The 12,323-nt window shown below is 73.7% G+C and carries 7 protein-coding genes; all 7 read right to left on the reverse strand.

Annotation, left to right across the window (positions count from 1 at the left end):
• Positions 1-724: 724 nt before the first annotated feature.
• Complete coding sequence (hisS, locus tag E0504_RS23295; protein WP_131625890.1) at positions 725-2,044, reverse strand: histidine--tRNA ligase; 1,320 nt, start codon at positions 2,042-2,044, stop codon at positions 725-727.
• 223 nt (positions 2,045-2,267) lie between these two features.
• Positions 2,268-5,048 carry a hypothetical protein gene (locus E0504_RS23300; RefSeq protein ID WP_131625891.1) on the reverse strand — a complete coding sequence of 927 codons (2,781 nt, stop codon included), beginning with the start codon at positions 5,046-5,048 and terminating at the stop codon, positions 2,268-2,270.
• Positions 5,049-5,143: 95 nt separating this feature from the next.
• Positions 5,144-7,030: an Hsp70 family protein gene (locus tag E0504_RS23305; RefSeq protein WP_131625892.1), complete on the reverse strand. Its 1,887-nt coding sequence runs from the start codon at positions 7,028-7,030 to the stop codon at positions 5,144-5,146.
• Between the two features lie 124 nt (positions 7,031-7,154).
• Positions 7,155-7,898: a 4-hydroxy-tetrahydrodipicolinate reductase gene (gene dapB, locus E0504_RS23310; protein ID WP_112107162.1), complete on the reverse strand. Its 744-nt coding sequence runs from the start codon at positions 7,896-7,898 to the stop codon at positions 7,155-7,157.
• 43 nt (positions 7,899-7,941) lie between these two features.
• Entirely contained in the window at positions 7,942-9,375 is a 1,434-nt protein-coding gene (locus E0504_RS23315) for a pitrilysin family protein (RefSeq protein ID WP_112107160.1), read from the reverse strand.
• A 10-nt stretch (positions 9,376-9,385) separates the two neighbouring features.
• On the reverse strand, positions 9,386-11,575 hold the full coding sequence (locus tag E0504_RS23320) for a polyribonucleotide nucleotidyltransferase (protein ID WP_071066376.1): 2,190 nt from the start codon (positions 11,573-11,575) through the stop codon (positions 9,386-9,388).
• Between the two features lie 246 nt (positions 11,576-11,821).
• Complete coding sequence (gene rpsO / locus E0504_RS23325) at positions 11,822-12,091, reverse strand: 30S ribosomal protein S15 (protein ID WP_020458818.1); 270 nt, start codon at positions 12,089-12,091, stop codon at positions 11,822-11,824.
• Positions 12,092-12,323 lie beyond the last annotated feature (232 nt).

Raw genomic sequence — 12,323 nt, forward strand, 5'->3', positions numbered from 1 at the left:
ACCCGGCGGTCTCGTCGATCTCGTCAGGCACTCCGACCTCCACCACAGCGACCTCCACCGTCTCCACTCGTGGACGTCCGCGCAGCCGGACCGTGTTCACGCCAGCCGTGTTCACGCGCCGGACCGCGCCCGTGCGGCCAGACCGTGCTCACGCACCGATCGCCTGCGCGCAGCCGCGGCGTGCGCACTCAGCCGGAGCGTGAGCACGCGGTCGGCGACGTCCAAACCGCTCGGCGCGGGACTCGAGCGGCTGCGCCCCACGGTATCGGCTCCACCCACGCCATCCGGAAGCAGCATCGACGGAGCCACGACGAGAAACCAACCCGCGCCCGCCGACCGGCATCGGCATGCACCGGACCGGTTACGTTCGAACCGCCCAACCGGCCCGTGTCGTCACCCACTTACCCGTCCGGTGACCCGTCCGGAACACAGCGGTGGCACTGGCGACGCACCGTGGTACACCGGATGTGGGCGCCTCGCCACAGTCGGCGAGGGGTCCGGTGCCCGCCCGAGTGGCGCGGTCCGGCCGGGGGTCTCCGCCCCCGTCAGCTCCCGGCCGGTCCCGCGCCGCGGCGGGCACCGTGTCTCCCACGCGGCCGCGACTGCCGACCGGCCCGTCTCCCGCGCCGCCGGCCGACGGCGCGGCCGCGTGGCGCTCGGCGCCTACCGTGAATCGCGCGGGGCCGTGCGGTGCCGTGTCGGCCGTGCGGTGCCGTGTCGGCCGTCAGCCCGCGGGTCTCCACGCCGTCGGGTCGGCCGGGCCCTGGTCGCCGGTGGCCATGTCCTTCACCTCGTGCGGGCGGTCGTCGGCGAACGGCGGGAACCAGACGTGCCCGATGCCCTTGCGTGAGGCGTACCTGATCTGCTTCGCCAGCTTGTCGGCCTGGTGGTAGGTCTCCACGTTGAGACCGCGGCCGCGCAGCAGCCGGGCGGTCGCCAGCGCCTCGGCGCGGCGCTCGTCGCTCGGGATCACCATGAGCACCTGGGCCGGGCTGGACGGACCCGCGCCGATGAGGCCGTCCGCGACGAGCTTGGCGAAGATCCGGGTGAGACCGATCGAGATCCCGACACCGGGGAGGTTGCGCCGGATGAAGGTGCCCGCGAGGTCGTCGTACCGGCCACCGGAGCAGATGCTGCCGTACCCGGGCGCATCGACGAACTTGGCCTCGTAGACGGTGCCGGTGTAGTAGTCCAGGCCGCGGGCGATCGACAGGTCGGCCACGACGGCGCCCGCCGGCAGGTCGGCCAGGTCGTCCAGCACCCGGGCCAGCTCCTCGAGCCCTTCCGTCAGGAGCTCGGATTTGACCCCGAGCCGGCCGATCTCGTCGATGACCCCGGCGTCGGAGCCCCGGACCTGGGCCAGGTCGAGGCAGGCGCGCGCCTGCTCGGCCGTGAGCCCGACCGGCCCCGTCAGCAGCGCCTCGACCCCCCGCGCGCCGATCTTGTCGATCTTGTCCGCGGCGCGGATGACGGCGAGCGGGTCACCGATACCGAGCCCCTCGTAGAACCCCTGCAGGATCTTGCGGTTGTTGATGTTCAACGTCCAGGACGGGACGGCGAGCGTCGTGAGGACCTCGTGCACGATCCGGGGCAGCTCGGCGTCGAAGTGCAGCGGGACGTTGTCGACGTTGATGACGTCGATGTCACACTGAGTGAACTCTCGGAACCGGCCCTCCTGCGGCCGCTCGCCCCGCCACACCCGCTGGATCTGGTAGCGCTTGAACGGGAAGACCAGGTCGTTGAAGTGGGCGGCGACGTACCGGGCGAACGGCACGGTCAGGTCGAAGTGCAGGCCGAGGCGCGCGCTGTCGTCGTCGTCCTCCGCCTGCAGGCGGCGCAGGGTGTAGACCTCCTGCGACGTCTCGCCCTTGGCCATCAGGGCCTCGAGGGCCTCCACCGACGGGGTCTCCACGGAGCAGAACCCGTACCGCTCGAAGGTGGCACGGATGGTGTCGAGCCAGCGGAGCTCGACCATCCGGACGTCGGGAAGCCACTCGGGGAACCCGCTGACCGGGGTGGGACGGACTATCGGTGCGTCGGCCATGGCCGGGACAAACTCCTCGTTCTCGACACTGTTGCGTGCGCGCGCCTGGGCGAGGCGCACTCATCGGACCCTGAGAGCGCGGCGATCACCGATGTCGAGACAGGAGAAGCACGATCGAAACCATACAACGCCGCCCGCGGGTCCCTCCGGACGGCGAGTGGTGCAGCCACCGGGTCGCACCGGCCGGTCTGGCTCCGGCGCTCCCCCGGTGGCCGCGTGACCTCTATGTGGTCCTCTCGGGCCCCTGGTTGCTCCCGGCGACGCCCGCGGCCGCCGCCCCGGCGCCCCCGTGCGGCTCCGGGCCGACCACCGTCAGCCCACCGGCGGGATCGACCAGGCACCGCCCGGCCGCCGTGCCCGCGACGACCAGCTCACCGCGGACCCGCACGCACGCGAAGAGCGCGACATGCAGTGGACGGACGGCCGGCAGCAGGAAGCCACCGTCGATGTCATAGCGGGTGTTGGTCACCTTGCGTGTGGTGGAGCCGAGCTCCTGCGCGCCCGCCGGAGGCAGGTCCGCCCGCGCCGTGACCATCATCTCCGTGCAGCCGACCGGCCAGGTCCAGCACAGACGCCCGTCGACCATCCGCAGGTCGGGCACGGGCCCCACGTCGTCGGCCGCGGTGTGCGGCCCCGGCGGCGGCACCACGAACAACGGCAGCCCGGACGGCGGCCCGGCCTCGACGCGCGCAGCGGATTCGGCGTGCGCCCCGGGCTCGACGCGCCGCCCAGGCTCGACGTGCCCGCCGGATTCAGCGTGTGCCCCGGATGTGGCAGCCGCGGGTTCCGGCCGCGTGGCGGCGTCCCGCGCAGGCTCCGGCGCTCGGGCCGGCCCGGTACCCGGAGCGGTCGCGGGGCCGGGGACGGGCGTGGCAATGGGAACGGGCGTGGGAGTGGGAGTGGGAACGAGGGTGGGAGTCGGGCTCGGCCAGCGGGCCGGGCGCGACCAGGCGCCGTCGATCCCGGCGATCACCTCGTACTCGGGGATCGACGCGCCGCGGAAGACACCGCCGTCCTCGATGGTGGTGGCCGAGGTGACCCCGACCGCGCGCGAGTTGCCGTCCGCGGTGATCCGGCGGATCCGGTAGCGGGCCTCGCCGGGGGTGGTCGTCGGCCGCCAGCTGATCACCACGGAGGCGCCGTCCCACCGGGCGGCCACGCCGCTCGGCGGTTCGACGACGCGCTCGGCCTCCGCGGTCCGGCCGGCCTCGACCCGCTGCCCGGACGGCTGACCCGCCGGTTGTCCGGCCGGCGGCCTGCCCGGCCGGTTGGAAGCCGGGAGCGGATCGGCACCGGATCCCACCGCTGCTGCCGCGTCCGAGGCCGCCGTCGCGGTCGACGCCGAGGCCGAGGGCGAGGGCTGCGGCTGCGGCTGCGGCTGATGGGCGCCGGATGAGGAGGTCCCCGCCAGCTCCTGTGCCTCGTCGTGGTCCGCGGCGAGGGCCAGGGCTTCGCGGGCGAGCCGGATCCGTTCCGGGCCGGACTGCGCCCGGGCCCGCCGGACGAGGTCATCCGCCCGGGCGCACCGAGCCTGGGCCGCCGCGCGCACCTCGTCGAGGACGCGTCCGTCGGGGCCCGGCACGTCCGCGCCGAGGCGGGCCAGCTCGTCGGCGAGACGGACCACCGCGTGCTGGCGGTTGGCGGCGAGCTCCGCGACGATCGCGCGCCAACGCTCGCCGGCCGCCCGGATGGCGCGCTCCACCTCGTCGCCGACCGCCCGGATCGGGGGCAATGTCTCCCCGGCGATCTCACGGGCGCGGGTGATCTCGTCGCTGGCGGCGATCGGGCGGCCGGCACGCAGCGCGGCCCGCGCCCGGGAGAGCGCGCTCTGCCAGTCGGCGGCACGCACCGGCTCAGGACGCACCGGCACCGGGTTGACCGGCGACGGGCCGCCCCGACCACCGCTCCCCCGACCACCGCTTCCCGGACCGTCGCTCCCCGGACCGTCGCCCGCGTCCCCGTCGAAGGCCGCGCCCGTGGACGGCCCACCGGCGGGCGAGCCGGCCCCCGACCGCGGGGTGCGCGCCACGACCGGGGCGTCCACGCCGTGCTCGCGGGCGAGGTCGGCGACGACCGCGCGCGCCCGGCCGGGGTCGAGGCCCTCCGTCTCGGCCGCCGCGACAAGCTCGGCGGCGGCCGAGGGCAGCAGGCGGTCCTCGATGAGCACGGCGGTGGCGACCCGCGGGCGCAGCACAATCTTCACGGGTTCGACCAGCGCGTCCAGATACGCCTCGGGGTCGCCGTCGACGAGCAGGGCCCGCACGGCGGTCAGCAGGTCGTCCAGCAGGGCCCGCCGCCGGTCCGGCCGGCGCTCGCGGTTGCGGGCGGCAGCGGCGTCGCGGACGGCCCTGATCTCCTCCCGGCTGGCGCCCGGCGCGATCCCCAGCAGGTCGAACAGGCTCCGCGGCGGGGTCACGCCCGCGATCCGGCCAAGCTCGTCGAGGTCGGCTCGCACCTGGCGTATCACCTCGGCCGGGACGGGCCGGCGCGTCGACGTGGCGTCCGCCCGCTCGGGCGTGCCCGCGGGCAGCACCCGGTACCTGCGGGTGCGCAGCGCGAACGCGGCGTCGTCAACACCGTGCGCGGCGGCGAGGGCGCGCAGCCCGGCCAGCTTGTCCTCGGGGAGGCCGCCGAACCGGCTGACCAGCCGGCGGACGGCGGCGTCGAGCTCGGCGAAGCGCTCACCGTCGCGAGCCTCGCGCGCGGCGCCGACCCGGGCGGCGAGCTCGGCGCGGGAGGCGGCGGTGGCCAGCGCCGCGGACAGCTCGTCGTGCAGGCCCAGCAACGCGATGATCACACCCCGGTAGCGGGGATGGTCCCGGCTGCGCTGCCAGAACGCCCAGACGGCGTCGACCCGCACCCGGACCTGCTCATCGCTGAGCCGCGGGGCCTCCTCGATCGGGATGTCGTAGAGCTCGAAGGGGTCGCTCTGCTCGGCGCCGCCGCGGGCATGCACGGCCGCGAGCACGCGCCGCCGGTAGTCGTTCGAGTCGAAGGGCAGCACCGTGGACTCCCTTTCCGTGACGCTCTCCGGCCGTTCCGTCCGGCGCCGGCCCCGCCCCTTCAGGGTTGACCGGCGCCACCAGCACAGGGCGGCGGCTACGTCCAGCCGGGCGCGCCGGGCGAGCCGCCCAGCCCGCCGCGGTCGTCCCCGGGCCGGCCCTTGCGCAGCGGGTCCTCCCCGCCGCCCGCCCCGGACGGATCGCCACCGGACGGCCCGCCACCGGACGCCCCGGAGCCGAAAGGCCCCTCACCCCGCTCACGCCGCGCCCGAGCGACCTGCTCCCGTTCGCGGGCGACGTCGGCCTGGCTCAGCGCCGCCGAGGTCTCCACCCGGACGGTCAGCGGCCGGTCGGCGAGCCCCTCGTGTCGTGCCGTCACCTCGAGGATGCCGTCAAAGCCCATCCGGAACATGATTTCAATCTGGGTTCCGGCGGGATAGCCCGGTGGGATTCCGGTGATCTCCGCCTCGGCGATGACCTTGTTGTCCTCGACCCGCGGCGACGCGACCCCGCCGGCCTGCTCCACCACGTAGACAGTCACCGTGTCCTGATCGTCACGTACCGTCCCGAACGGACGGCGGACCGCGACCGGTAGCCGGTCGTTGCGGTGGACCAGGAAGACCGCGCCCTGGTCGCCGAACCGGTTCAGCGCGAGCACACCGAAGCCACGGGAGACCACGTTGACGACCTGGACCTCGACCGTCCGCCGGACCCGCTCGGCGGACAGCCCGAGGGCCTCGGCCAGCCGTCGACACGCGGCATCAAGGTCCGCGGCGGCAGCGGTGTCGACGGCGGCGCCGTCCACGAGCTGGCCGCGGGTGACCAGGTCGGCCGCGACCATCCGCTCCAGCGCCTTCTTCTCACCGTAGATCGCGGCGCCGCGGGCGACGGCGAGATCCGGGTCGGTCAGCTCCACCGGGACGGACAGCTCCGCCCCCAGCCGCCGCGCCACCGCCGGCATCCGCGACGCCCCGCCGACGAGCAGCACCCGGTCGATCCCACGCACCCCGCGCTCCCGGGCCGCGTCGATCGCGGCCCGGGTCAGCGTGACGGTGCGGTCGAGCAGGCCGGCGGTGAGGCGCTCCAGCTCGTCGCGGGTGAGCGTGATGTCCAGCGACCTGCCGCTGTGGCTGACCGTCACCACCGTGGACGTCGCCTCGGTCAGCTCCAGGCGGGCGCGCTCGGCGGCGAGCTGCAGCTCCTGCGCCGCCTCGCCGTCGTCGAGCGGGTCGTCGGCCTCGGGATGGGCCTCGAGGAAGCGGTCGGAGAGGAACAGCACGATCTTCTCGTCCCAGTCGGCCCCGCCGAGCTGGTGATCACCGTCGGTGGCGACGACGGACACCCTGCGGTCGGCCAGCTCGACGATGGTGACGTCGAACGTCCCGCCGCCGAGGTCGTAGACGAGCGCGACCTCCTCGGCGATCGTGCCCGGGCCCGTGAGCGTCCGGCGGCTGCCGACCTCGAAGCGGGCGAATCCGTAGGACAGCGCGGCGGCGGTGGGCTCGTTGATGACGTCCACGACGTTCAGGCCGGCGTACTCGCCGGCGAGCACCGTGGCGCGCCGCTCCTCGTCACCGAAGTAGGCGGGGACGGTGATCACGACGTCCCGGACGGGCTCGCCGGTGGTCAGGCCGGCGTCCGAGACGAGCGCCTTGAGGATCAGCCCGCTCACCGCCGGGGCGGACCAGGCGGCGCCGTGCGTCACGAACCGCCAGTCGCCGTCGCCCATCCGCCGTTTGACCAGGGCGCACACGTCGTCGGGACGGGCTCGCGCCAGGCGGCGCGCGGTCTCGCCGGTGATGTAGTCGTCCTGGCCGACGAACAGGACGACGCTCGGCAGGGTCCGCGACCCGTCCATCAACGGGATGATCTCGGGGTCCCCGGCGCCGGAGACCCGCGCCAGACAACTGAAAGTCGTCCCGAGATCGATGCCGAAGACCGTGCCGGTGTTCGGCCCCGCCCGCCCGCCCGCTTGTCGCACCACACCCGAAACCTATCCATCCGGGTAGTGCCGGACTGCTACCGGACCGGGTGACGGGTTGACGACACCGGTGTCCGGGAGGTGATCAGGCCCGGTTCGGGAGGTGGTCAGCCGAGGTCGAGCAACGTCAGCCGAGGTCGAGCAACGACTCCAGGCCGACCGTCAGCCCCGGGCGGGCAGCCACCTCGCGCACCGCCAGCAGGACCCCGGGCATGAAGGACTCCCGGTCCAGCGAGTCGTGACGGATCGTCAGCGTCTCGCCCGCCCCACCGAGCAGCACCTCCTGGTGGGCGACGAGCCCACCGAGGCGGACGGCGTGCACCGGTACACCCGAAACCCGCGCCCCGCGCGCCCCGTCCAGGGCGGAGGTGGTCGCGTCGGGACCGGCGGCGGGCAGCCCGGCCGAGGCGCGGGCCGCGGCGACCAGCTCGGCGGTGCGCCGCGCCGTGCCGCTCGGGGCGTCGGCCTTGCCCGGGTGGTGCAGTTCGACGATCTCCACCGACTCGAAGTACGGCGCCGCGCGGGCGGCGAACATCATCATCAGGACGGCGGCGATCCCGAAGTTGGGCGCCACCAGTACGCCCACCGACGGCTCGGCGGCGAGCCAGCCGCGCAGCGTCGCGAGGCGGGCGTCGTCGAACCCGGTCGTCCCGACGACCGCGTGGACGCGGTTCTCCACCGCCCACCGCAGGTTGTCCATGACCGCGTCGGGATGGGTGAAGTCGACCACGACGTCGGCCTTCGCCGCCGGCGAGCGGTCGTCGCCGGCGTCGACCTCGGCCACCAGCTCCAGGTCGGGCGCCGCGCGGACGGCGTCGCAGACGGTCGCGCCCATCCGGCCACGGGCTCCGAGCACCCCGACGCCGATCATCCCGTGCCCTCCACGTGTCCGGTACCGCCAGCGGCCGCGCGGGTCACCGCGCTACGGCCGCGCTGAAGTCGTGGTCCTCGAACGGGCCGATGACGCCGAGCGCCCACGGCTGGTCGACCAGCTCGCCGGCGACGGCCCGCACGTCGTCGAGTGTGACGGCCTCGACCCGGGCGAGCACCTCGTCGACGGAGAGCAGCTCGCCGTGGACGAGCTCGCTCTTGCCGAGCCGACTCATCCGCGACCCGGTGTCCTCCAGGTTGAGCACCAGGCCGCCGCGGTTCTGCCCGCGGGCCCGCTCGAGCTCCTCCGCGGTGATGCCGTGCTCGGCGATCCGGTGTACCTGCTCGCGGCAGATCTCCAGCACCTCGTCGGCGCGCCCCGGGGTACAGCCCGCGTAGACGCCGAACAGCCCGGCGTCGGCGAACTGGTTGTCGAAGGAGTACACGGAGTAGGCCAGCCCGCGCTTCTCCCGCACCTCCTGGAACAGCCGCGAGCTCATCCCGCCACCGAGGGCCGTCGACAGCACGCCGAGCGCGTACCGGCGCGGGTCGTGCCGGGACAGGCCGGCCGTGCCGAGCACCACGTGGGCCTGCTCGGTCGGCCGGTTGGTGACGACGATGCCCGGCGGCGGCGGGAACGGGTACTCGCCGCGGCGCACCTCCTGGGGCCGCGCGGGCCCGGTGAGCCGGTCGGCGAACGCGGCCACCACCCGGTCCAGGGCGTGGTCGTGCTCGATGTTGCCGGCGATCGAGACGACCAGCGCGGGCGGGGCGTACCGCTCGCGGTAGTAGTCGAAGACCGTCTCCCGGCCGAGCGCCTCGATGGTGTCGACCGTGCCGAGCACCGGCCGGCCCAGGACGGAGGAGCCGAGGACGGCATCGGCGAAGACGTCGTGCACGACGTCGCCGGGGTCGTCCTCGTGCATGGCGATCTCCTCGAGGATCACGCCCCGCTCGGCCTCGACGTCGTCCGCGGTCACCAGCGAGTTGGCGACCATGTCACAGACGACGTCGATGGCCAGGTCCATGTCCACGTCGAGCACCCGCGCGTAGTAGCAGGTGTACTCCTTGGCGGTGAAGGCGTTGAGATCACCGCCGACGGCCTCGATGGAGGCGCTGATCGACAGGGCGTCCCGGCTCGGGGTGCCCTTGAACAGCAGGTGCTCCAGGTAGTGCGAGCAGCCACCGGTGAGCGGCGTCTCGTCCCGCGAGCCGACGCCCACCCAGATCCCGATCGCCACCGACCGGACCCCGGGGACCTTCTCCGTGACGACCCGCAGGCCGCCCGGCAGCACCGTGCGGCGCACGGCCCCGGCGAGCAGGACCTCGGAACCGGGACCCGCCGCGAGAAGCTCGGCCACCCGGGCCGGGCGCGGGCCGGAGGCGTGCTCCGGCCCGGCCAGGCCCGGGGTGCGGTCGTTCGAGGTGCGACCGTCCGAGGTGCGGTCGTCCGAGGTGGACAGATCCGTCTCCGTCACTGCGCTCCTGTCAGGATCCGGCGCTTACGGTGTCGATGGACTCCGCGCCCGGCGCGAGGCTGATCTTGCCGCGGGCGTCGATCTCGGTGATCTCCACCTGGAGCTTCTGGCCCACCGACAGCACGTCCTCGACCTTCTCGACGCGCTTGCCGCCGGCGAGCTGCTTGAGCTTGCTGACGTGCAGCAGGCCGTCCTTGCCGGGCGTCAGCGAGACGAAGGCGCCGAAGTTCGTGATCTTCACGATGGTACCGAGGTAGCGCTCGCCGACCTCGGGCATCTGCGGGTTCGCGATCGCGTTGATCGCGGAGCGGGCGGTCTCGGCCGCCGGCCCGTCGGCGGCACCGATGTAGATCGTGCCGTCGTCCTCGACGGTGATCTCCGCACCGGAGTCCGCCTGGATCTGGTTGATCATCTTGCCCTTAGGCCCGATGACCTCGCCGATCTTGTCAACGGGGATCTTCACGGAGATGACCCGCGGGGCGTGCGCGGACATCTCGTCCGGCCCGCCGATGGCCTCGGCCATCACCTCGAGGATCGTCAGCCGGGCCGCCCGCGCCTGCTGCAGCGCGCCGGCGAGCACCGACGCCGGGATGCCGTCGAGCTTGGTGTCCAGCTGCAGGGCGGTCACGAACTCCTGCGTGCCGGCGACCTTGAAGTCCATGTCGCCGTAGGCGTCCTCTGCCCCGAGGATGTCGGTCAGGGTGACGAAGGCGTCGCCCTCCCGGATCAGGCCCATCGCGATGCCCGCGACCGGGGCCTTCAGCGGCACACCGGCGTTCAGCAGCGACAGCGTGCTCGCGCAGACCGAGCCCATGCTCGTCGAGCCGTTGGAGCTCAGCGCCTCGGAGACCTGGCGGATCGCGTAGGGGAACTCCTCGCGGCTGGGCAGCACCGGCAGCAGCGCCCGCTCCGCGAGCGCGCCGTGGCCGATCTCGCGCCGCTTCGGCGAGCCCACCCGGCCGGTCTCACCGGTGGAGTACGGCGGGAAGTTGTAGTTGTGCATGTACCGCTTGGTGCGGTCCGGGTTGAGCGTGTCGACGGTCTGCTCCATCCGGAGCATCGCCAGCGTCGTGACGCCGAGGATCTGCGTCTCGCCCCGCTCGAACAGCGCCGAGCCGTGCACCCGCGGGATGTAGTCGACCTCGGCCGACAGCTCGCGGATCTCGGTCGTGGAGCGGCCGTCGATGCGCACGCCGTCGGTGACGATGCGCGAGCGGACCAGCTTCTTGGTCAGCGCGCGGTAGGCCGGGCCGATCTCCTTGTCGCGGCCCTCGAACTGGCCGGACACCTTCTCCACGGCCAGCGCCCGGACCCGCTCCAGCTCGGTCTCGCGCTCGGCCTTGCCGGCGATGCGCAGCGCCGCCGCCAGCTCCTCGCCGACCGCGGCCGTCAGGGTCTCCAGCACGTCGTCGTGGTAGTCGACGAACAGCGGGAACTCACGCACCGGCTTCGCCGCGCCCGCGGCCAGCTCGCTCTGCGCCCGGCACAGCTCGCGGATGGCCGGCTTGGCGGCCTCCAGCCCCGCGGCGACGACCTCCTCGGTCGGTGCCGGCGCGCCCCCGGCGACCAGGGCCACCGTGCCCGGCGTCGCCTCCGCCTCGACCATCATGATCGCGACGTCGGAGCCGTCCTCGAGAACGCGGCCGGCCACGACCATGTCGAAAGTCGCCCGCTCCAGCTCGCTGTGCGTCGGGAAGGCGATCCAGTCGCCGTCGACGTAGCCGACCCGGGTGGCGCCGATCGGCCCGCTGAAGGGCAGCCCGGCCAGCATCGTCGACGCGCTCGCCGCGTTGATCGCGACCACGTCGTACAGGGTGTCGGGGTCGAGGGCGAGCACGGTCGCCACGACCTGGATCTCGTTGCGCAGCCCCTTGGTGAACGACGGCCGCAGCGGCCGGTCGATGAGCCGGCAGGTGAGGATCGCGTCCTCACTGGGGCGGCCCTCGCGGCGGAAGAACGAGCCGGGGATGCGCCCGGCCGCGTACATCCGCTCCTCGACGTCCACCGTCAGGGGGAAGAAGTCCAGCTGCTCCTTCGGCGAGCGGCTGACCGTCGTCGCCGAGAGGACCATCGTGTCGCCCAGGTGGGCGACGACCGCGCCAGCGGCCTGCCGGGCCAGCCGACCGGTCTCGAAACGGACCGTACGGGCCCCGGCCGGGGTCGTGATGACGGCCTCTGCCGCCTGTGTCGAGTCGTCCACTCGATACTCCATCCTCATCGTGGGCCGTGCCCGCGCCATGGAGGATGCCGGTGCTCAGTCGAAGTCTCCGGGGCGGCGCCGACGGCGCTCGTTCCGGCGGCCACGACCGAGGACCGGCGGCTCATGCCGCGCGGACCCGGCTGGGTCCTGCCGACCGCCGGCGGCCCTTGGCCGCCGACGGCCCGGCACACCGGTATCTACCCCCGATGTGCCGAGGGAGCGCCACCGGGGCGCTCCCTCTCCTGACTATCGACGCAGACCGAGTCGCTCGATCAGTGCGCGGTAACGGTTGATGTCCGTCTTCGCCAGGTAGTTCAGCAACCGCCGGCGGCGCCCGACGAGCAGGAGCAGCCCGCGCCGGCTGTGGTGGTCGTGCTTGTGGACCTTCAGGTGCTCCGTCAGGTCACTGATGCGACGGGTCAGCATCGCGACCTGCACCTCGGGCGAACCGGTGTCCCGGTCGACCGTGGCGTAGTCCGACATGATCTTCTGCTTGACGTCGCCAGAGAGCGGCACGCTCCACCTCGTTCCTCATCCGGGACGGCGCGCGCTCGGGGTCTGCATCACCCGAGCCTCCTGCCGGTGTACGCCGTCGGCCGTGGCTCCACCGCCGGCGACCGCCCGGGAACATCGACCTTCGCCGAATCTCCCGACCACCGCCGAGCCTCAGCGACCACTGAGCGTCAACACCTGCGCACGAGCGTCAACACCTGCGAACATCAGCAACCGCCACGAGCCAACCACCGGC

Source organism: Parafrankia sp. BMG5.11 (assembly GCF_004337455.1).

Excerpts from the sequence above, each read along its gene's own strand:
- hisS (WP_131625890.1), bottom strand. The coding sequence starts at position 2,044 with ATGGCCGACGCACCGATAGTCCGTCCCACCCCGGTCAGCGGGTTCCCC.
- dapB (WP_112107162.1), bottom strand. The coding sequence starts at position 7,898 with ATGATCGGCGTCGGGGTGCTCGGAGCCCGTGGCCGGATGGGCGCGACC.